This is a genomic window from Mycobacterium sp. (assembly GCF_049647605.1).
GTDB lineage: Bacteria > Actinomycetota > Actinomycetes > Mycobacteriales > Mycobacteriaceae > Mycobacterium.
The window spans coordinates 81485-102923 of record NZ_JBARXZ010000119.1 but is presented as its reverse complement, the minus strand read 5'-3'; the positions used below and the strand labels follow the sequence as shown (position 1 = coordinate 102923).

Genomic DNA, 21439 nt, shown 5'->3' with positions numbered 1-21439 from the left:
GCAACGATATGGCCCATGCGCGCGTTCGCTTGTCCGGTGTGCCACCACTTCACTCCCTTCGAGTGTGCCAACTGCCCGAACTGCGCCGCAGCCGTCGGCTTGCATCTGCCAAGCAAGTCGATGCTGGCGATTTCCGACGGTGCCGCCGTGCTCGACGGGCAGCTCTGGGTCCGGTGCACCCAGAGCGACACCCTCGGGTGTAACTGGCTGACACCCGCTGAGCAGGACGAGGCCTATCAGCGCGGCAGATGCCCGGCCGACTCCCTGATCCGCCACGAGCCGGCTCCGGACGACACCCTGGCCCGGGAAAAGCTGGTGCCCACGACGCAGGCTCTGCGACGGCTGGTCTACCAACTCACCGATATCGGCTTGCCGATCCGACCGTGGTGGCGAGGTGACGGCGGCCTGGCATTCGACTTGTTGTCCAGTTACACCACCGGGCAGACGGTGATCATCGGCCACGCCAACGGTGTGATCACCATCGACCTCGTGGAAACCCTCGACGCCTACCGAGAACAGTTGCGGGTCAACCTCGGTGAGCCCTACCGCACGATGCTGGGCCACTTCCGCCACGAAGTCGGCCATTACTACCAGAACATCCTGGTGGAAAGCGGTCCGGGCGCGGACCGCTATCTCCAGGAGTGCCGCACCCTGTTCGGCGATGAAACCGCCGGCTACAGCGACGCAATCGCGCGGCACTACAGTCTCGGCGCCCCCGAGGGCTGGCAGGCCTCGTTCATCTCCGAATACGCGACGATGCACCCGTGGGAGGATTTTGCGGAGTGCTTTGCGCACTACCTGCACATCACCGACACCATCGACACCTGCCGCGAAGCGGGCATGGTGTTGCACGCCGACCAGGTGCGGTTCCGCGGCCAACGCGATATCGCCGCTTTGGAGTCCTACGCCGACCAGCCGGTCGAACGGCTGCTGTACGACTGGAAATGGATGTCGTTGTTCTTCAACAGGGTCAACACCGCGATGGGCAAGAGTCCGCTCTACCCGTTCGAGCTGCCACCGCCGGTGGCAGCGAAACTCGGCTTTGTGCATCGAGTCATCCGGGAGTCCTCGACACCTACGGCGTGACGATGTTGAACGCTGGGTCCGGATGGTCGAGCACCGCCACCAACTGCTGTAGCACCGCGGGATCGCCGCCGATCTCCAGGCCCGGCGAGCTGAGGTCGCCGCCGACCAATGTCAGCAGACGCACCTTGGTGGCCAGCGTCAGCGTCGCGCCTGCCGTTTCCGCATGGGCGGGCACCTTGCGGTAGACCAGCACCCCGTTGCGCAGGGCCAACCGATAGTTGGACCCCAGGTCGGTGAACGAAACATCAATTGCCAGATCAAGATCCCACGCTTGCGGGCCGTTGACACTGACGGCCAGGGCATCGAACATCTGCTCCGGGCTGAGCTGGCCCAGCATCGACATCGACGTCGCCTGGGTGGGGGTGCCGAAGTTCCCCACCCGCAGTTCTGTGGCACCGGCGAGGAAGAAGTTGCGCCAGGTCGCGTTCTCCGCACCGTAGGCCAGCTGCTCCAGCGTGTCGGAATAGAGCTCACGGGCGGCGCCGTGATTCTCGTCGGTGAAGATGACGTGATCGAGCAGTGTTGCCGCCCAACGGAAGTCACCGTCTTCGAAGGCTTTGTGAGCAATCTCGACCACCCGGTCGAGACCGCCCATCGCCTCGACGTACCGGGGACCGACGGCCGCTGGTGGGTGAGCCCATAGCCGGGCGGGGTTACCGTCGAACCAACCCATGTAGCGCTGGTAGATGGCCTTGACGTTGTGACTGACCGAACCGTAATAACCGCGGGCGTGCCAGGCCTTCTCCAGAGCCGGCGGCATCACGAAGTTCTCGGCGATCTCGATGCCGGTATGTCCCTGGTTGAGCAACCGCAGCGTCTGATCGTGCAGGAAGCCGTACAGATCACGTTGCAGGCCAAGGTATTCGAGGATGTTCTCGCGGCCCCAGGTCGGCCAGTGATGGGAGGCGAACACCACGTCCGTGCGGTCACCGAAGCTGTCGATGGCCTCGGTCAGGTAACCCGACCAGCCGTGCGGGTCTCGTACCAGTGCACCGCGCAGCGTCAGCAGGTTGTGCAGGTTGTGAGTGGCGTTCTCGGCCATACACAGTGCCCGGAACCCGGGGAAGTAGAAGTGCATCTCGGCGGGCGCCTCGGTTCCCGGTGCCATTTGGAACTCGATCTCGACACCGTCGATGGTGTGCGTCTCACCCGTGGCGACGATGTCCAGCGTCGGCACGATCACCCCGACTTCACCAGTGGACGGGGTCTGCCCCAGCCCACAGCCCACCTGACCTTGCGGTCCCCGATCGAGCACGGTGCCGTACATGTAGCTGGCGCGACGCGCCATGGCGGTGCCGGCGTAGACGTTTTCCTGTACGGCGTGCTCGATGAAACCCTCCGGCGCGATGACCGCCACCGTGCCTGCATCGACGTCGGCCTGGGTGGTGACGCCGAGCACGCCACCGAAGTGGTCAACGTGGCTGTGGGTGTAGATCACCGCAACCACCGGGCGGTCACCGCGATGCGCCCGGTAGAGGGCCAGCGCCGCAGCGGCGGTTTCGGTGCTCACCAATGGGTCGATGACGATGATCCCGGTATCGCCCTCGATGAAACTGATGTTCGACAGGTCCAGGCCGCGCACCTGGTAGATGCCCTCCACCACCTCATAGAGACCCTGTTTGGCGGCCAGTTGCGACTGTCGCCACAGGCTCGGATGCACAGAGGTCGGCGCGTCTCCCGCAAGAAACCCGTAAACGTCGTTGTCCCACACCACGCGGCCATCGGCGGCGGTGACCACACACGGTTCGAGTGCGCCGAGGAAACCCCGGTCGGCGTCATCGAAATCGGCGGTGTCGCCGAACGGAAGGGTGCTGAGGTGCCGAGCGTGGGCTGCGACGATGGGCGCAGTCGGTGGCCTTTGGTGCATGGATGAATCTCCTGCCGCTCGGCTGGTGAACGTGCATGACGACCACAGGGTAGACGGTCCTGTGGAGGAAAACAGGTGTGTGGATAACCCCGGGATTCTGGGGATTACGACGGCCGACATCAATGGATTTGGATAGAATCGAAAGTATGTTCGAGACGCTTTCGGATTCCGAGTCGCGGTCTGACCTCGATGATGCTGCCCTGGTCGCAGCCATCGACGAGTGGACCCGCGCCGCGGCGACGGCAGCAGCGCACCGATTCGCCTTCGTCGCCGAAGTGACCACCCGGCTGTATGACGAGAACTGGGAGGTCGCCGAGGCAGCCCGCGACAACTGGAACTCGGTGGCCGCCGAGATCGCGTTGGCCTCGGGGATCTCTCAAGGCCGGGCGTCGGAGGACATGGAGATCGGAATGGCGTTGCGCCACCGACTACCGAATGTTGCCGCCCTGTTGTTGTCCGGACAGATCTCCGAGCGGTTGGTCCGCCGCATTGTGGCCCGCACCGAACTGGTGCAGGACCCGGCGTTGGTGGCTGCGCTGGATGCTTCGGTGGCCGAGGCAGCGTTGGGGTGGGGCACGTTGTCGGCCAAGGCGCTCGATGAGGCGATCGATGTGTGGGTGACCCGCCACGATCCGGGAGCACTCAAACTGGCCCGCAGCCGGGTCCTGGATCGGGATCTGGATTTCGGCGCTGCCGAGAACGGGACCATCGAGATCTACGGGCGGCTCTCAGCTATCGATGGGGCGCTGTTGAAGCGGCGGGTAACGCTGATGGCCAAAGGGGTCTGTGGGGATGATCCGCGAACCTTCGCCCAACGCCGCGCCGATGCCGCGGGTGCATTGGGAGCGGGGTCATGGCAGTTGCGGTGCCTCTGCGGCAACTCCGCGTGCCCGGCGGCGAGCGTTGACGATGGCCGCGCATCGAGTGTGGTGATCCACGTCTACGCCGAAGAAGCCGCCCTGTCCGCCGAGCCGGACCCGCGAATGCACGGCGATGGCATGCCCGAACCCGAACCGGATGTGACTGCACCCGCCTGCGCACCCGACGGTGACAACGCGACCAACAACGTGGTCACTGAGGCTGAGTCGCCGGCGGCGGCGCCGATCATGTCTGACTGCAGTGCTGGGGTCTGCGCCCCCGACAGCATGGCCGACGGTGTTGTCGATGGGCCGGAACCGACTGTCGTGGAGGACGATCCCCGCGAGAACAGCGCAGTCGAGGCTGATACCGAAGCCGAAGCCCCAATGCCTTCGCCGGATGGTGACGACGACGCGGCGGGTGTTGCTGCTGAGGAAGATTCTGGGGATCCCGAGAAATCACCGGACCCATCGCCGTCACCACCACCCTCGAACTCACCGCGCCGTCCTCTGGGTGCGGTGGCGTTCCTACCTGGGTTCGGGATTGTCCCCACGCCGTGGCTGGCAGAGCTGATCGCTGCTGGAGCAATGGTGCGGCAGGTCAAACCACCCGCAGTCGACCCGGACAACAGGTACCGCATCCCCACCGCGCTGGCCGACTTCGTCCGTGCCCGCGACCTGTGCTGCCGCTGGCCCCACTGCGACCGCCCCGCCGACGTCAGCGACCTCGACCACACCATCGCCTGGGGTGACGGCGGCCCCACCCACGCCTCCAACAACAAGGCCTACTGCCGCCTGCAATGTCGACTTCGTGAAATAGACTTTAAGGCGTGCCCACCGCCGCTGTGTACTTGCGCATCAGTTCCGATCCGACCGGCCTGCAACTCGGCGTCACGCGTCAACGTGAGGACTGCCTACGCCTTTGCGCCGAGAAAGGTTGGGAGTCAGTCGAATACGTCGACAACGATGTCAGCGCGTCGTCGGGCAAGAAACGCCCGTCGTACGAGCGGATGCTCGCCGATGTCCGCGACGGCCGGATCGGCGCCGTGGTCGCGTGGGATTTGGACAGGCTGCACCGTCGCCCGATCGAGCTTGAGGCGTTCATGGCACTTGCCGACGACCGCCAGCTCGCCCTGGCGACAGTCTCCGGTGACGTTGACCTGTCGACTGCGCAGGGCCGCCTGACGGCTCGGCTCAAGGGCAGCGTCGCCGCCCACGAGATTGAGCACAAGCGTGCCCGCCAATTGCGGGCCGCTGAACAGAAAGCGGCGCAGGGCCGCCCGCAGTGGCGCCGAGCGTTCGGGTACCTCGACGACGGCAGCCACCAGCACGACCCGCGTACCGCGCCGCTGGTCGACGAGGCGTATCGGGTGGTGCTGGCCGGTGGGTCGATCAGCGACATTGCCCGCGACTGGAACGCTGCCGGTGTGCACGGGCTGACCGGCAAGCCGTGGTCACCATCGACGGTCAGCCTGTTTCTGCGGGCGCCACGCAACGCCGGGTTGCGCGCGCACCGCGGCGAGATTGTCGGACACGGCACCTGGCCGCCACTTGTCGACGAATCAACCTGGCGGGCCGCACAGGCCGTCCTGAACGCACCTGGCCGGGCCCCAGGCCGCAAGACGGTCCGTCAGCACCTACTGACAGGTGTGCTGCTGTGCGGCAAACCCGACTGCGGCGGCCATCTGAACGGGCAGTGGGTAATGCTGCACCCGACGGGCCGCAAGCCGGGGCGACGCAAGGCCGGTGTACCGCTAGAGCCACCCACCGGCAAGGTGGGGCACCGAATCACGTACGCCTGCCTGAACTGTCACGGGTGCAGCATCCGCGCCGAGCACGTCGAGCCGCTGGTATACGGTGCGCTGACTGAGCGTCTGGCACGCGAGGATGCGGTCGACCTGCTCAAGGCCGAGGTACACGATGAGGCCCAGACCGCGCGGCTCACCGGTGAGGCAAACGCGCTGTACGCGCAGATTCGCGCGGCCGAGGCTGAGTACGACGAGGGCATTATCGACGGTCGACGGCTTGCCGCCCGACGGCAGCGCGTCGCCGAGAAGCTCGCCGTGATCGAGACGGCGCTGCAGGACCAGGAACGGCTGCGCGTGTTCGATGGCATCCCGCTGGGCACGCCCGAGGTCGCTGAGGCCATCAAGGAACTTACGCCGGATCGGCTGCGGGCCGTGCTCGATGTGGTGGTGCGGTTCACCGTCATGCCGGTTGGGAAGGGCGGCAGGGTGTTTAAGCCCGAGCGTGTGCGGATCGACTGGAAGCAGTGAACGCGCTCAAGCGGCGTGATTGAGTTGTAGCGGTTGTAGCGTGTTCAGCGACCCGGTTGGGCCGCGTTGCCGCTGACTCACGACGTGCAGCGCGGGGTACAACTCGCCGGGCCGTGCCCTTCGGGGTGCGTACCAGGAGCGCCGTAGAGCCCTCCCGGTCGCTGCTGTGACGCCCGGAATCGTGGGGGGCGTGCTCGCAGGGCGCCGGGGTCGATTCGTTGACCCCGAGGAGTTCCGGCGATGCCGAACAATCCAAACACTGAGCACTTTCGGGCGATGGCCCGAAAGGCCGCCAAGAGCCGCAGCGCCAACTGCGCACGACGCGACGCAATCGCGGCCCAGCACCGTGCCGACGACGCCCAGCGTGTCGCCGACCAGCTCGCAGCCCGCGCCGACCAGCTCGCTGCCGAGATGACCGCGCCATGACACCCGAAACGGCTGCATACGTGAAACGTCAAGTGGCGCAGGCCCCGCCATTCACCGGCGAGCAAAGAGCCAGGCTGGCCGAGCTGCTAAGGCCTGTCCGTCGCACCGTGCGGCAGTCGGGGCGGGCAGCATGAGCACGCAGACGCTGTCGCTTGAGCAGCGGGCAGAGATCGAGTCGCTGGCTGAGCAGCATGACCGGGCGGCGGCAGCGTGGCTGCTCGTGCAGCATGACATCGCAGACGGCCGCAAGCCCATCGAGCGGTTGATCGTGACTTCGTTCGCGTGCGATTGCCGACCCTGCATTGACGGTTCGGTCGAGCAGGCCCGCGAGCTTGGCGACTGGATACGGCCGACAGCTATTGAGCGGTTCGTCGCCCAGTGCTGCGAACTGTCGCCCAGCGCATCGGCCAAGCCCGCTGAACTACTTGCGGCATACCGAGGTTGGGCACACGGCGCCGGGGAGGACACGACGGTGACCGGGGTCAAGCTCGGCCGCGAGCTGGCCGCGCGCGTCGGTGTCCGGAGTCAGGTGTCGCATAGCCAGCGGACCTACCGAGGAATAGGGCTGCGCCGATGATCGGGCCACCGCTGCCCTTTTTCTGCGGCGGCAGCAAACAGTACAAGTCGCTTGAATCTCGTACTGAATCCCGTACTGCCAGTACGGGATTCAGTACGACTCGCGCGACGGGCCGCCGGGGCTCGTCTGCCCAGGTCAAGGCCCGTAAATCATCGGACCGCATAGGCTTTTCAGTACGAGTCGAAAAGGTAATCTGTACTGGGCAAAGCTGCAGTTCAGCCTGTATAAACCGCCAGATCAGTACGCCAGTACGCGATTCTCCCGGTTGGCGCTTCTATGTGCCCATCGCAGCACTGTTTCTGCAGGTCGGGGTACTCGCCTATACCGTGTGTGGACTCAATGCCAGAAATGCCACGGACTCGTACTGCCGTGGCAGCAGCAAACGTGACCAGTCGGGCGGGAGCGGCGCCACCGCAGGCGTGTCAGCAAACGGCACAGATCCGTGCCAGAAACGCCCCCGCGGGCACAGATCGGCACAGATTGGCACAGATCGCTGCGGCCAAAGTGTGCCGGTGTTTCCGCAGTTCAATACACCTAAAGATGCTCTGGGCACAGATGGCACAGACATTTACAAGTTGGGCTCACGTGTAGAGATTCCGGGCGTTTTCCCTGGTCGAACACTTCGGGCCGCTCTGTGTGGGGCTCATATGCAGAAAGCGTCCAATCTGTGCCCGAGTCGTGCGCAGCTAATCCACGAGGGACCCAAGTGAAAACGCGAGGTTCCGACCCGCAGGTCAGCCACCGCGGCGTGAGTGTGCCGCCGTCGATGACGCTCGATGACGCCAGCCGCGTCATGGCATGCCTGCGCGCCGGTGCTCTGGATGATCTGCTGCCCGCTGCGGCCGTGGCGCTTCTGCGGTGTGAGGCCCGCCGGGTTGCGTCATCGGCGCCGCAATGGGTGCTGCGGCTCGACGACGGCATGGTGGTGCACGCCTCGGCGTTGCGCCGCATGCGCAAAGTGCCCGCCGTCGAGATGGACGAGGCGCTGGGTATCGCTTCGCGTCGCCCAAGTCAGCTCGACCGACTGGTCGCCATCGGGCGCACCGCGTCGGGGGAGCTGGTCAACGTGGCGGTGCTGCCTAGGGGCGGCTGGCGGCCGGTGGATGGGCATTGGCGGCACGACGCAAAACCTGATTGGCGGGCGTCAGCCGAGGACAGGGCGGCGCATGTGTGGCTGTCCGGTGCACCTTATATCGCCTGGGAGTCGCCATCCGGCGGCATTAACCATTCAGCTACCCAATCGAAAACGAAGGAATCGCATGCAAATTGAGCACGACAACCAGGACGGCCGCGACCCGCTACGCGCGGCGTTCACCGACTACCGGCGGGCGCCCCGTGACGTTGTGCCGTGTGTCGAGCACTCGGTCGACGACCTGCAGCGCCTCGCCGACGGCGGCGCCACGGTCCAGATCACGCACTACAGCCTCGACGAGCACGGCATCAGCAGACACGCCGAGCACGTCACTATCACAGCCCCAATCACCCGAAAGGATACAAACCAATGAGCGAGAGCATGATTGACGAACAATCCGCGGGCGTTGAGACCCTCGACGACGCCGACATCATCCCCGACGACGGGGCTACCGTCGCACCCGACGCTGACGTTGTGGACCAGGCCGACGACGACCTCGACGGCACCGGCGACACGTTCCCGCGCAAGGTGGTTGAGAAGCTGCGCAAGGAGTCGGCTGACCATCGCGGCCGAGCCAAGGCGGCCGAGGACCGGGCACAGGCCGCGGAGAACCGCGTCGCAGCGATGCAGCGCCAAACGGCCGAGGCGCGTATCACCGCGGCAGGTATGCGCCCGTCGGCGGTGTGGGCTGTGTCCAAACTTGACGACGTGCTCGCCGAGGATGGTTCAGTCGATATGGCCGCCGTGGACCGGGCGATGAAGACGGCACGGTCAACCCTCGGTATCCCACAGAAGGGACGCGCGCGCTTGGGCTTGGACGGCTTGCATTCTGGCGCAACAGCACCGGGCAGCCACAGGGGTGGGCCGAGCTTCGTCGATTCGTTCAGGCCACGCAAGCACGACTGAGCAGGCAAGCGCACACGCCACCCCGCTGACAGCTCCTCCGGGGTGGCGTGCTGCGGCGAGATTGAGCGCGGCCAGCGGCATGATCGATCCTGTTGCCCGCCTGGCGCGGGCGCGGATTCGATCGCAGGCCCGGCGCCCGCATCAGCCAACACACGCCCCTTGTTGATTCGCGCACGCCATTGATATGCGGCGCAATAGCCCTGAAAGGCAACTGAAATGACTATCACTACTGGATTCTCTGCCGGTGCACACCGCCCCGACGTGTACACCCACGCGCCCGGCGACGTGATTCCCGACGCCCTAATCCTGCAGGCCAGCACCGTAGCGGGCCGGGTCGACGGCGACGCTCCATCTGTTCGCGTGGCCTACCTCGTCGACGACGACGCACAGTTCACCGCCGAGGGCGCCGTCATTCCCGACGCCGCACCGCAGCTCGCCGAGGCAGTCGTGCATACCGCGAAGATCACCAAGCTTGTCCCCGTCTCCAATGAGCAGTGGCTACAGGAACAGACCGCCGGGGAGCTTGCGCAGTCCGTCGCTCGGGCAATCGTCCGTCGCGCTGACCGCGCCTTCCTCGCCGAGGACGCCCCGGTCTCGCCCGCGCTGGCCCCCGCGGCGGGCCTGGCGAACACGGGCGGGCTGGTCGACGGCGGCGCCATCGCCGACAACCTCGACGCACTGGTCGACCTCGTGGCCGAACTGGAAGAGAACCTGTCCACACCCTCACTCATCGTCGTCTCGCCGACCACCTGGGCGGCGCTGCGGCGGTTGAAGGTTGGCGGCACCGACACCAACGAGAGCTTGCTCGGCGCGGGCACCACCGACGCCCAGCCCATGCTGCTGTCACTGCCTGTGGTGCGCAACATCGCCGTGCCCGCCGGTGTCGGATTCGTGATCGACAAGTCCGCGATCGTGTCAGCCGTCGGCGACGTGCGCATTGCCAACAGCGAGCACGAGCGATTCAGCGCAGACACCGTGGTTCTTCGCGCGACTTGGCGCATCGGTCACAGCGTGATGCGACCCGAGCGCATCGGCAAGTTCACCGTCGCCCCATAGCAACACGGTGGTGTGCGGCTGTCGTGTCCCGTTGCCCTGGACTTGGGCAGCCTCCTGGGATGAAGCGCCGCCGTTCGACTCGCGGAAACGCTGCAGCCACACCACCACATTGAGCGCCCTGCGCGTCGCTACAGCCATCGTGCCGCGCAGGGCGCTCACACCCACGGGCGCCGCGAACACGCGCCACCTGGCGCACAGGCCCCCGGGGGGAGGCCCCCGCGAGACGCCGCAGCGCACCTCGGTGGCATATGCATCCGTCTCTCTCTGACCTGAAACGATTGGCCCTGATTGGAGCCCCACATGACTGACCGCCAACCGCCCGACGGCCTCGCCGCCGCAGGTACGGCGCTATGGACCGCCGTCGCCAACGTCCTAGACCTCGATGAGCACGAGGCCCTCGCGCTGCGCGAGCTGTGCCGCACGGCCGACGCTCTCGACTTGCTACAGGCGATCGTGGACCGCGACGGCTTGCTCGCGGAGTCGTCGCAGGGGCTGAAAGCGCACCCGGCCCTCGTCGAGCTACGACAGCAGCGGATCGCCTTCGCCCGGCTCGTGTCGGCCATGCAGCTGCCGTCCGGTCTCACCGCGCCGACCCAGGGCGGCGGCCAGACGGTGCAGCCGACCCAGCAGCGTCCCGGCGTGAGGGGTGTCTATGCGATCGACGGGCGAAGCGCATGAGGTGGAAGCAGGTGCCCGAGGCCCCCGGCGCGGTCGATGCTGGGGTGCCCGACGCGTTGGCCGTGTTCGAGGGCGGCGAACTGGTCAGCTGGGACCAGTCCGCGGTGCACGCCTACTACGCCGAGCGCGGCGAGCTGTGCGACGGTGAATGCGCCGCCCGCGGCCATATCGAACCGTCGTGACCACGATATGCGGGTCACACCCGGTTATCGTGCGGTTGGCTCAGGTACTTGACGGGCGAGTGCCGTTGCAAGCGGCGTCTGGCCGGGCGTTGTAGATGGCAGGAAAGCGGCTCTGCGATGAGACAAAATCGCGCACGTCCTCGCAGATGTAGCCCAAGAGCCTAAGCACCTCGTCGTGGCGGTAGTGGAGCCTTGTCCACCAAATCGGCTCATGGTGAGCAATGCGATTTCGCAGGTCGTAGGTCGTGGAGACCAGCTTGTTTAGGTCGCTCACATCGTTAGCACGTACTGCTTTGGGCGCATTCGGAAAGGCGCCCCTGACTGTTGAGCCGATCGAACTCTCACGGTCCTTGGTGAATAGAAATCGCCAGAACCCGAAGTTGAGTTCGGCAATCACGTGGTCGGTCGTGACCGTGTACTTGCCGCGCCGAGCGGACTTCTCGGCATGCTTAAGCGCGTCGTCAATGTCCTCCTGCGCACGGGAGCCTAACTCTCGCCCGACCTCGGCGTGCCACAGCCAGTCTTCCTCGCCGTCACGGCCAAGTCGTATATGCCGTTGCGTGAGCGCGCTATCGAGCGCATGTCGGATCGCGACCTCAAGGTGTCCGAGCACCTCCCAAAGGGCGGCGCCTGCCGCGCAGTTCCACAGGTAAAGGTTCATCGCCGCGGATTCGTCTTGACCTGTGGCTGCTAGGTACGGTGCCATCCGCACTGGTGAGAGCTTGCGGAATAGGGCACCCGCATCGGGCGACGCCGCATCGCCGAGTTCCGTTGACACCCATTCCCACTTTCGGTACTGTGAACCGCGAAGGCCCCGGAATACACGGGCAGCATAGCTGCCCGTCCCGGGGTTTATTATTTTGGTGTGTAGGTTTTTCGTAGAACGGCCCGCCATCGCAAGATCTGCGATGGCGGGCCGTTCTACGTAGGTGCCTAAGCGGCGCAGTCCACCACGGCAGTCGGACTTCGCGATGCGATGGGTACCGAGTACCGCGCCCAACGGTTAGAAGCGGCTGCGCATACGCATCTGGTTAAAGGATTCGCGATACTGCTCTGTTGCAGCCTTCGCCCGCTCGTAGCCTCCACCGAATAGACCGGCCTGAAGTGGCTCGTAACTGGAATACAGCTTTGAAAGATTCTCGGTGAATTCGTCCAGCGGGTTCTCGTGGCGCTCTGACCGCCAAGTCGACCGTCCAAGCCAATTTGTCTCACGCAGCCACGCTCGCTCCTGATTTGGACCGTGGCGCAAATTCAAGAGATCTTGGTCCACCAACCCCAGAATAACTTCGGTTGCGTCGAAGGCAGTGTCGTATTCTTCGTCGTCCGGAAACTGCTCGTTGAAGATTGGCCGAAGGATAGCGTGGAGCCACGCCGCCGGGGCCGTCTTGTACCTAAAGCCCTCGTTCCTATCGAGGGCAGCCTGAGTAGTTTCGATGCCTTCGCCCATTGTGAGTGAGTTGACGAGCAGTTGTGTGACTGAGTCCTGGTCGAAAGGCTTATACGGATTGACAGCCTCGACTAGCGGAAGTTTGGGCGACGCATCATAACTTCGGTCGGTCACTGTCGTGTCGACCAGCAGTGTCTTGAAATTGACCCACTTGCCTTGACCTGATGACGCCATCGCGGCGACAAACACCGCGACAAGCGACGGTACGTGCCGCAAATTGATCAAAAAGGTATGCCCACCCGCAATTTTGTGGGCCTCTGTCGCAAATGCTTTCAAACCCTTGACCCACGGGGTCAGGTTTTCGGGGGTGCCGTAGCGAGCCGCTACCTGCAGTGACCAGCAGAAAGGTTCCGCGAGGCGCCAGTAGTCATTAGCTGTGCGTGCACCATCGATCGCAAGTTGGCTCGGTGTTCCTCCCTTCCAGTCCGTGGGGAAGCGCTCGGCATCACGCATGGCACTTCTGACGCGCGCAACCTCGGCGCTGACAAGATCGTCGAGTTCGATCTCTCTATCACGGTCTCGAAGCAGCTCCTTCGTGAGCTGCCTAAACGATTGGGGTTTGTCAGAGTCGGGGGTTTCTTCGAGCGCCGCCCGTCGAATAGACGGGTCGATGCCGGTTAACCCCAAGGCGCGCTTGACCGCCTCCATTAGCTTGATTGCGTTGTCGGCGTAGTCGGCCCCGAACAAATCAGCATAGTCGAGGTCACCCAAAGTCTCGGTCGCTGAAAGTGGCCAGACGGGAATGTCGCCACTATCAAAGCGCACGGGGATGAGCCACGTTCGATCTGGCGGTCGCAGTCGATACTGTTCGACTGCTAAGTGCAACTCCTCGTTCATGTACGACTTGTCTTTTTCCCTCGATCGTTCAGAGAAGCAGGCAAGAAATGCGATCGATCCGGATGCGATGGCGTCGCGAATCTTGGCTTTCCATTTGTCGCCCGGGGCGAGGTCTTTCCGATCTCTCCAGTACGGAATGCCAGCGTTTTCCAGGTGTCGACACAACCTATCGACCTCATCCTTGTCCTCTCGGACGTACGAAATGAAGGCGTGCTTGCCGTCGGCAGCGGTGGCGCTCAAAGAACTCCCCTATGGCTCTCGTACTTGCTGTGGCTCGCGCGTCGGGAGACGGCACCACCACATGCGTAAAGCCTAACCGCGACGGACGATCGGGCTGGGAATCATGCAGTTCTGGCGGCTTGGTGTCGCGGGTGCCGTTCTAGTGCTTCCGGTCCTCAATGCTCACCACGTACGCCCAGGCGGTGATAGAGGCGTGTTTAAGTGTTTTCCATGTAGTCGTTGTCACCACATCATCAAAACCTTCGACGCCGGCTGGACCGACCGTCAACTCCCCGACGGCACCATCATCCTGACCACCCCGATCGGTCGGACCTACACCACGAAACCCAGCTCAGCACTGTACTTCCCGACCATCACCACCACCAGCGCGCCCATCGCCGCCGGCCCGTCTCGCCCCAACACCCCGGACAAAGCCACCAAGAAACCGACACGACAACGCAGCCGAGCGCGACAACGCGCCTACCGCATCACCGCCGCACGCAAACTCAACAACGCATACGTCGCCGAACGCACCGCACCACCACCATTCTGACGATCCCGGCCGCCCAGCCCGCGCTATCGGAAGCCGGCCGCAATCTGGAACACGGTGGAGCATTAACCTCCCGGAATGACCTTCATCGAGATCGTCGAGCTCATCGGAACCGTGATCGACGGCGTGGGTGTCGCCGTGATCGCGCTCGGCGCGGTTCTGGCGGCCGGCATGGCCATAGCGCGTCTGTTACGCAAGACTCCCGGTACCTACTGGAAGTTGCGCCAGCAGCTCGGTCGCTCGATCCTGCTCGGGCTCGAACTGCTGGTGGCCGCCGACATCATCAAGACCGTTGCCATCACCCCCACCTGGCAGAGCGTGGCCATACTGGCGGGCATCGTGCTGATCCGGACGTTCCTGAGCTGGACACTGGAGCTCGAGATCAGCGGCCGGTGGCCCTGGCAAAAGAAGGCGGCCGAGGAACAGGAGTCATGAGCGACTCCCGGGCAGCTCGCGCGCTGCGCACATTTCGCAAGTCGGTGCCGGATCCGATCGGTGCACCCGATACCCACGATCGCGCCGACATCGCAGCGATGCTACGCGAGTTGGGGATCGCCCTGGTCGAGGTGGAATTGCCCACCAATCAGATCGCGACACGGCTGAGGCGTATCGGGGCGCGGTACACCACGGAGAAGGTCAGCGTGGTGGTACTGCCGACGGTGCTGCTGATCCAGATCGGCACAGAGGCGTCCGAAGTGGACGTGACCAATCGCACCACCACGCAGCTGAACCTGGCGGGAAAGATCGACGCCATCGCCGAACTGGCCGAGGCCGGTGCCATCAGCCCTGTCGAGGCGGTAGCGGCCGTCGCCGCTGCCCGCCGGACCAAGCCCCGGTTCGGACCGGTCACCACTGTGATCGGGTACGCCATCACCACATTGGGTTTCGGCCTGGTGCTGAACCCGACGTGGGCGTCGCTGTGGGGTTACGTCTTCCTCGGCACGGTGGTCGGTATCATTGTCGTTGCGGCGCAGCCCTTCCCGTCGCTGCGGCCGGTGGTTCCGCCGCTGTCGGCCCTGGTCGTCACCCTGTTGGCCACCTGGTTCGTCGCCGACGCAGCCAATGACGGCCTGCTGCGGGTGATCACCCCCGCCCTGGTGGCGGTGCTGCCGGGTATCGCGCTGACCATCGGCGCCATGGAACTGGCCAACTCGGCGATCATCGCCGGAGCCAGCCGGGTGGTGTTCGGCGTGACACAACTCGGGTTGATGGTCTTTGGGCTGGCGATGGGCCTGCACATCGCCGGACCCCTTGCCCCACAACATCCGTCGCCGCAGATGGGACCCTGGTCGTTGTACGTCGCGATCGTTGTCATCGGGGTCGGTCTCTACATCTACCTGTCCGGCCCGCCGGGCACCTTGATCTGGGTGATGTCCGCAGTGGCGGTGGCATTGCTGGGTCAACAGTTGGGCGGGCTGTTCCTGTCGTCAGCCCATTCGGCGGCAGTGGGTGCCTTCCTGGTGGTGCCTTTCGTGATGGTCGTCCGCCACGTCCGGGGTGCTCCGCCCGGCATCGTGCTGATGCTCGTGGCGTTCTGGACGCTGGTCCCCGGTGCACTCGGGTTCGAGTCGCTGTCCGAAGTTGCCGCCGGTGTCGACGTCAACATCACCACCCTGGGAGTCACGGTGGCGGCCATCTTCTCGATCACCCTGGGCACGTTGATCGGGTGGAGTGTGTTCCACGCCCAAATACGCCGGACAGCTGTTCAGTAGGGCGTTCTGAGATCGGGGAACGTGTCATCGCCGACCACGCTCCCCGACCCCGTGGTTCGATACACGTCTCAGCCCAACGCCACGGTGACCGGCCCGCCCTTACGGTCGGCATCGTCGACGAGACTCGACGGGATCCGGAACACCCGGCCGGGAGCGGCCGGCCACGGCAACGTCCGCCGCCCGATCACCTGACCATCCTGCCGTGCAACCACTTTCGGCACCCGTACGAACTTGTCGGTCCAGGCCAACAAGCGGTGGCGCGCCGGGGCCGGATCACCCGGGCGCAGGATCGACGGGGCGATCCAGCGCAGCGGTGCCTCGACATGGATTGCTACCCCGGCCTCGCAGCCGCGGCGACCGGCCAGGAACGCCCGCACCTGGCCGGCGACGTGCCGGCCGTCGAGAGCGGCGATGTCGGCGGTGTCGACGGGATGCAACAGATTGCCGACCGCAAAAACGCCGGGCCGGCTGGTGCGAAACGCGGTGTCGACGGCCGGGCCCAGGCTACCGGCGTCCAGGTCGAGTCCCCCGAGCCGGGCCAGCTCGTGATCAGGGATCCAATCGCCGGTGAAAACCACTGTGTCACAGTCGATGATCCTCCGTTGCCCGGTGTCGAGGTGCTCGACCTCCACACCTTCGACGGTGGGCTTACCCAGAATCCGGGTGACCCGGGTCCGGGTGGCGACATGGGTGCCCAGCAGCGGGGTGCGTCCGGCGAGATTGAACAGGGCGTAGGACTCCGGTTCGGCATAGCGGCTGGTCATCAGTACCGTCTGACAGCCCGCATGTTTGAGGGTGAGCACCGCCGAGTAGCTGACCAACTCGGCTCCCACCACAACCGCGCGGGTGCCGACCTTCCCGTGTTTGAGGTGCACGGCATTCTGCAGATGCCCGGTCGTGTAGATCCCGGCGGCACGATCCCCGGGGATCAGCCGGGCAGATCGGGGCCGCTCCCGGGCCCCGGTGGCGAGCACGATCGCGGCGGCCGAGATCAGCTCTCTTCCACGCGGTGAGGTGACCTCCAGGGAACCGCCCTCGGACCACCCCGTGACCATGGTGTCGGTCCGTATAGTCGCGGCCGCGGACTGGCGCACCAACCGGCGGGCATACTCCGGGCCGCTGATGAACCGTCTCATGTCGCGGATGCCGTAACCGAGATGGTCACTGTGCCGGGGTATCCCGCCGGCTTCGTGTTCACGTTCCAGGACAACCACATTCAGCCCGCGGGCCAGCTCCGCGGCCGCAGTCAGGCCCGCGGGACCGCCGCCGACGATGGCGACGTCGAAGTTGGTCATCGATGCGCCTCCAGCAGAGACTGCACTTCGGCACCGCAGAAGAAAGCCTGGCAGCGACCATTCATCACCCGGGTGCGCCGACGCAACCCCTCCAGCGCGGCCGGCGGGATGACCGATCGGCAGGCGTCGCGGACCTCCCCCTCGGTGACGCGTTCACAGAAACACACGATGCGCCCGTATGCCGGGTCCGCCTCGATGAGGTCCTGTCGTTGGTAGGGCCGCGGGAACGCCTCACCGAGATTCGGCATCATCGGCGGCGCCGGCAGGTCGGCGCGAACCGTCAATTCGGTTCCGGCTTCCCGTAGTTGGTCACGCGCATACTCCGCGACCGCCATTCCCGAGGTCAAACCCGTCGACCTGATGCCACCGACCAGCAGGTAGCGCTGCTGCGGATCGACCTCGATGAGATAGTCCGGGTGATCGATGGCCGCCCGCAGCCCCGCATAGGTGGCCGTCACCTCCTCGTCGAGCAGTTCGGGCATCAAGACCCGCCCCTTGTCCAGCAGGAATTCGAAACCGGCCTCGGACGTGCCGGTGGCGGTACGGTCCGTCAGATCCTCCGATGTCGGCCCGAGCATGACGTTGCCGTAGATGGTGGGGCTGACCAGAACCCCCTTGCCGCGCGCAGTCGGCACCGGCAACACGATCTTGTCGACCAGCGCCCGGGCCAGTTTGTCGTACACGATCAGCTCTCCGCGGCGCGGAGTGACGGTGAACCGGGAGTAGCCGAACAGCCCGTCGACCTTGTCGGCGCCCAATCCGGCGGCATTGACCACCCAACGCGCCGCGACCGTTCCGGCGCTGGAGTGCAGGATGGTGTGTTCGCCGCCGACCTCGACCGCCTCGATTCGGTGGCCCGTCAGCAGGGTGGCACCTCGATTGACGGCGTCGGTGGCCAACGCAAGATTGACCGTCCAGGTGCAGATGATCGACTCATCGGGCACGGTGAGACCACCCAGCGCCCCCGCACCCAGATGGGGCAGTTGCTCATACACTGTTTCCGCGCCGACGATCTCAGTGCGGTGGTAGCCGTTGGCCTCGGCTTTGACCTTGAGTGACGGCAGGGTGTCGAGCTGCTCCTGATCCCAGGCCACCAAGATCGCCCCGGTGTGTTCGACCGGGATACCGGTTTGCACAGCGTATTTCGACAACAGCTGGTAGCCGCGGCTGACCAGCTTCGATTCCAGGGTGCCGGGGGTGGCATCGAAACCGGTGTGCAGAATCGCGGTGTTCGCCTTGCTGGTGCCGTCACCGACGTCGTCGCGCGCTTCCAGAAGCGCCACCGACAGCTGGTGACCCGCCAATTCACGGGCGATGGCGGAGCCCACGATACCGGCTCCGATCACGACCACATCAAACGTCATCCAAACGTCCTCTCTGCCAACATCCGCCACTGAGAACGGAATTCGCCGGCACGTTCACTGGTCCACGCCGGTTCATAAGTAGCCGAAGGCGTCCACGCCGGGACAACCTCCGGCAGCGGCCGGCGCGGTGTCAGGCTCAGCTGAGCCAGCGCTGCGGCCCCGAGCGCAGTGGCGTGCGGCGACGGGTAGACGTCGACCGGGACGCCCACGATGTCGGCACACGCCTGCATCAACACCTTCGACTGGGTGAGACCACCGTCCACCCTCAGCCGGCTCAACGGTGGGGCGGTGTCGGCGTTGATGGCCGACACCAGTTCCGCGATCTGGGCGGCGATACCCTGCAGCACCGCCAGGACAATGTGACCGCGGCCGGTGGACAGTGTCATACCCGCCAGGATGGCGGTGGCATTCGACTTCCACCACGGGGCGGCCAGCCCGGCCAGCGCAGGCACACACAACACCCCACCGGCATCCGCGGCAGCGATCAGGTCCATCTCCGCGGCGGCCGCGATGACGCCAAGGGAGATCAGCCATTTCACTGCCGAGGCAGCGGTGTAAACCTGCCCGTCGACGCAGAAGGTATCGGTGCCGCCGATCCGCCACGCCACCGACGAGGTCAGACCCGCCGTGGAGCGCACCCCGGAGCCACCGGTGTTGGACAGCAGGAAGGCCCCGGTCCCCAGCGTGCACTTGGCCATACCGGGTTCCAGGCAGCCTTCAGCCAGCAGCGCCGCCTGCTGATCGACGACAACACCACCCACCGGGATATCACCGCCGAAATCTGTTGTGGTGCCGATGATCTGATCATTACCGACGATCTCCGGGAGGCGCTCGTCAGTGAGATCGAACAGCGCCAGCAGGTCGGCACTCCAGCCGGTGTCACCGAGTTCGGTGACCAGCGACCGGCTGGCGGTGGTGGCGTCGGTGACAAAGGCTCCCGTCAACCGGTGCAGCAGCCAGGTGTCCGTTGTCGTCACCACCCCGTCGGATCCGAAACGCTGCCGCAGCCAGGCCATCTTCGGCGCGGAGAAGTACGGATCGAGCACCAGTCCGGTCCGTGCGGCGATCAGCTCCCGGTGGCCATCGAGTGCGGCACAGAGGCTTTCGGATCGACGGTCCTGCCACACGATCGCCGGACTGAGCGGCTGCCCGGTGTCCGGGTCCCAGATCAGCACTGTTTCGCCCTGGTTGGCCAGCGAAACGGCATCGACGGGCCGGCGTGCCTGCGCGACGGCGGCTCGGCCGGCGCTGAGCACGGACTCCAGCAGTTCGGCGGGGTCCTGTTCGACACCACCGCCGCCGAGATACTGCGGATGCACGGGCACCTCGGAGACCCCGACTATTGCGCCGTCTGGTTCAACGACGATGGCCTTGGTCCCCGAGGTGCCCTGATCGATGGCGAGCACCGTCAACGTGCGGCCCGCTGGTCGAGTTCGGCATCGATGGAGTGCATATCGGGCATCTTCAGTCCGTTCTTACCGCGGGTGACCAACAGATAGCCCAGGTACGCCGCACCGATGGCCACCATCACGGCCAGGTAGAGCCACGGGTCGCGGAAGGAGGCGTCACGGAACAGCGACAGCGCAAACACCAGCCAGATGACGGCGACCACCATGATCGGCACCTCCCAGCGACCGAGGCTGAACCCCGCGCTGGGCGGCAGCTTGCGACGGGTCGCGATGTAGAGAGTGACGGTGATGGCGTAGATGATCGCCGGCAGCAGTGTCGCCGCACCGAACAGCTTGAACAGGGCATCGGTGCTGGTGGAAAAGAGCCCGAGGATGATCGCGGAGATCAGCGTCAGAGCGATCGTTGCGTTCAGCGGGGTCTTGGTGCGCGGGTTCACCTTTCGCAATACCTGCCAGCCGGGAAAGCGCTGGTCACGCGACATCGCCCACACCAGCCGCACCCCGGACAGCAGGATCACCAGGCCGCAGGCGAATATCGCGATGGCGACCAGGATCAACAGCGCAGTGCCGACGAAGGAGCCGAGGATGTCGCGGATGACGTCGGCGATCGGGGTGCCGGACTCTGCCAGGGCCACCGGGTCGTTGACCGCGGCCGTCACCACCAGCAGGAACAGGAACCCGAGCACACCGGAAGCCAACACCGCCTGCCACATCGCCCGGGGCACAACCACTTCCGGACGCAGGGTTTCCTCAGCCAAGTTGGCCGCGGATTCGAACCCGACGATGGTGAACGCACCCAGCAGAAAGCCCAGCATCCAGGGGCCGGCGGCTGTGGCGGTCCCGAAATCCCAATAGCCCTCCACCGGAATGGCGCCGCGGGAGAACAGGTTCCCCACCGACAGCTTGTGGGCGATCACTCCGACGATGAACAGCAGCACCACCAACGCCACCATGCCGATGAGCTCTGCCGTCACGGCGAAGTTGTTGACACGTTCGGTCCATTTCATGGACAGCCCGACCAGCAGCGCCTGGAGCATCAGCACGCCCGCGGTGATGAGGAACGCGGTGGCGGGGGTGCCCTCGAAGGAGAACAGGGCGGGCACCACGGTGGAGGCGACGGTGTAGTCGACCGCGACGACCACGATCGCCAGGAAGGTGAAGGAGATCCAGCCGGTGATCCAGCCCAGGATCGGGTTGGCCAGCCGGGACACCCACTGGTAGGCGTAGCCGGTCACCGGGATGCGGGCGGCCAGCGAACCCAGGAGCAGGGCGACGGCGAGCTGGCCGACGATGACGATGGGCCAGGTCCAGATGCCCATCGGACCGGAGGTGTTGAGCACGCTGCCGTAGGTGGTGAAGATGCCGGTGGCGATGGAGACGAACGCGAAGGCAACGGCAAACGAGGCAAATCGGCCCGTCGACCGCTCGAGGGTTTCGGTGTAGCCGAACTGGGCGACCCCAGAGGCTGGAGAGGTTCTGGAAGAATCGGTCATTGGATCGAGCTTTCTGACTGGAATTGACTGTTTGGTCGAGCTGGTTCGGTCCTGCGGGCGGCGCTGCAAC

General features: G+C 65.2%; 20 protein-coding genes and 1 pseudogene. 14 read left to right on the top strand and 7 right to left on the bottom strand.

Translation table 11 applies throughout. From position 1 onward, the window contains the following. Nucleotides 1-15 precede the first annotated feature (15 nt). Entirely contained in the window at nt 16-1086 is a 1071-nt protein-coding gene (locus WBB07_RS15625; protein ID WP_526309224.1) for a zinc-binding metallopeptidase family protein, read from the top strand. Here the strand turns inward: WBB07_RS15625 and WBB07_RS15620 are convergent. Continuing rightward, the gene (locus WBB07_RS15620) at nt 1076-2953 is read right to left on the bottom strand and encodes an alkyl/aryl-sulfatase (protein ID WP_526309222.1); all 1878 of its coding nucleotides are present in this window, start codon (nt 2951-2953) and stop codon (nt 1076-1078) included. The two genes, WBB07_RS15625 and WBB07_RS15620, sit on opposite strands and share 11 nt — an antisense overlap. A 122-nt stretch (nt 2954-3075) precedes the next feature. Here WBB07_RS15620 and WBB07_RS15615 point away from each other — a divergent pair. From WBB07_RS15615 to WBB07_RS15570, 10 genes and pseudogenes are all read left to right on the top strand, one after another. Continuing rightward, a pseudogene (locus WBB07_RS15615) lies at nt 3076-3963 on the top strand (DUF222 domain-containing protein); the annotation flags it as partial. Between the two features lie 677 nt (nt 3964-4640). Continuing rightward, the gene (locus WBB07_RS15610; RefSeq protein WP_526309220.1) at nt 4641-6086 is read left to right on the top strand and encodes a recombinase family protein; all 1446 of its coding nucleotides are present in this window, start codon (nt 4641-4643) and stop codon (nt 6084-6086) included. A 240-nt stretch (nt 6087-6326) separates the two neighbouring features. Then, a complete protein-coding gene (locus tag WBB07_RS15605; RefSeq protein ID WP_526309219.1) occupies nt 6327-6512 on the top strand; it encodes a hypothetical protein in 186 nt (61 codons plus the stop codon). Nucleotides 6513-6642: 130 nt separating this feature from the next. Beyond that, on the top strand, nt 6643-7089 hold the full coding sequence (locus WBB07_RS15600) for a hypothetical protein (RefSeq protein WP_526309217.1): 447 nt from the start codon (nt 6643-6645) through the stop codon (nt 7087-7089). Nucleotides 7090-7837: 748 nt separating this feature from the next. After that, nucleotides 7838-8359: a hypothetical protein gene (locus WBB07_RS15595; RefSeq protein WP_526309215.1), complete on the top strand. Its 522-nt coding sequence runs from the start codon at nt 7838-7840 to the stop codon at nt 8357-8359. Further along, nucleotides 8349-8594 (top strand): hypothetical protein, encoded by a 246-nt coding sequence (locus tag WBB07_RS15590; RefSeq protein ID WP_526309213.1) that lies wholly within the window; start codon nt 8349-8351, stop codon nt 8592-8594. Before WBB07_RS15595 ends, WBB07_RS15590 begins: the two co-directional genes overlap by 11 nt. Nucleotides 8595-8602: 8 nt before the next feature. Continuing rightward, a complete protein-coding gene (locus WBB07_RS15585; protein WP_526309211.1) occupies nt 8603-9127 on the top strand; it encodes a hypothetical protein in 525 nt (174 codons plus the stop codon). Between the two features lie 216 nt (nt 9128-9343). Continuing rightward, nucleotides 9344-10183, top strand: coding sequence for a phage major capsid protein (locus tag WBB07_RS15580; protein WP_526309209.1), 840 nt, complete (start codon nt 9344-9346; stop codon nt 10181-10183). 300 nt (nt 10184-10483) lie between these two features. Next, nucleotides 10484-10861 carry a terminase gene (locus WBB07_RS15575; RefSeq protein ID WP_526309207.1) on the top strand — a complete coding sequence of 126 codons (378 nt, stop codon included), beginning with the start codon at nt 10484-10486 and terminating at the stop codon, nt 10859-10861. Between the two features lie 11 nt (nt 10862-10872). Continuing rightward, complete coding sequence (locus WBB07_RS15570; protein WP_526309205.1) at nt 10873-11043, top strand: hypothetical protein; 171 nt, start codon at nt 10873-10875, stop codon at nt 11041-11043. Nucleotides 11044-11083: 40 nt separating this feature from the next. On the opposite strand, the gene WBB07_RS15565 is transcribed toward WBB07_RS15570, so the two are convergent. Together WBB07_RS15565 and WBB07_RS15560 are read right to left on the bottom strand one after the other, a co-directional pair. Further along, on the bottom strand, nt 11084-11821 hold the full coding sequence (locus WBB07_RS15565) for a hypothetical protein (protein ID WP_526309203.1): 738 nt from the start codon (nt 11819-11821) through the stop codon (nt 11084-11086). Nucleotides 11822-12046: 225 nt separating this feature from the next. Further along, a complete protein-coding gene (locus tag WBB07_RS15560) occupies nt 12047-13567 on the bottom strand; it encodes a TIR domain-containing protein (RefSeq protein WP_526309201.1) in 1521 nt (506 codons plus the stop codon). Nucleotides 13568-13760: 193 nt separating this feature from the next. Here WBB07_RS15560 and WBB07_RS15555 point away from each other — a divergent pair, with 193 nt between their 5' ends. From WBB07_RS15555 to WBB07_RS15545, 3 genes are all read left to right on the top strand, one after another. After that, complete coding sequence (locus WBB07_RS15555) at nt 13761-14099, top strand: hypothetical protein (protein ID WP_526309199.1); 339 nt, start codon at nt 13761-13763, stop codon at nt 14097-14099. A gap of 75 nt (nt 14100-14174) precedes the next feature. After that, on the top strand, nt 14175-14531 hold the full coding sequence (locus WBB07_RS15550; RefSeq protein WP_526309197.1) for a DUF1622 domain-containing protein: 357 nt from the start codon (nt 14175-14177) through the stop codon (nt 14529-14531). After that, on the top strand, nt 14528-15808 hold the full coding sequence (locus WBB07_RS15545; protein ID WP_526309195.1) for a threonine/serine exporter family protein: 1281 nt from the start codon (nt 14528-14530) through the stop codon (nt 15806-15808). The genes WBB07_RS15550 and WBB07_RS15545 overlap by 4 nt, the downstream gene beginning before the upstream one ends. A gap of 68 nt (nt 15809-15876) precedes the next feature. On the opposite strand, the gene WBB07_RS15540 is transcribed toward WBB07_RS15545, so the two are convergent. The 4 genes from WBB07_RS15540 to WBB07_RS15525 are packed head-to-tail and all read right to left on the bottom strand — an operon-like array spanning nt 15877 to nt 21369. Further along, nucleotides 15877-17103: an NAD(P)/FAD-dependent oxidoreductase gene (locus WBB07_RS15540; protein WP_526309193.1), complete on the bottom strand. Its 1227-nt coding sequence runs from the start codon at nt 17101-17103 to the stop codon at nt 15877-15879. Beyond that, entirely contained in the window at nt 17100-18467 is a 1368-nt protein-coding gene (locus WBB07_RS15535; protein WP_526309191.1) for an NAD(P)/FAD-dependent oxidoreductase, read from the bottom strand. The genes WBB07_RS15540 and WBB07_RS15535 overlap by 4 nt, the downstream gene beginning before the upstream one ends. Further along, entirely contained in the window at nt 18464-19879 is a 1416-nt protein-coding gene (locus WBB07_RS15530) for an FGGY family carbohydrate kinase (protein WP_526309189.1), read from the bottom strand. The genes WBB07_RS15535 and WBB07_RS15530 overlap by 4 nt, the downstream gene beginning before the upstream one ends. Beyond that, the gene (locus WBB07_RS15525) at nt 19876-21369 is read right to left on the bottom strand and encodes an amino acid permease (RefSeq protein ID WP_526309187.1); all 1494 of its coding nucleotides are present in this window, start codon (nt 21367-21369) and stop codon (nt 19876-19878) included. Before WBB07_RS15525 ends, WBB07_RS15530 begins: the two co-directional genes overlap by 4 nt. Nucleotides 21370-21439 lie beyond the last annotated feature (70 nt).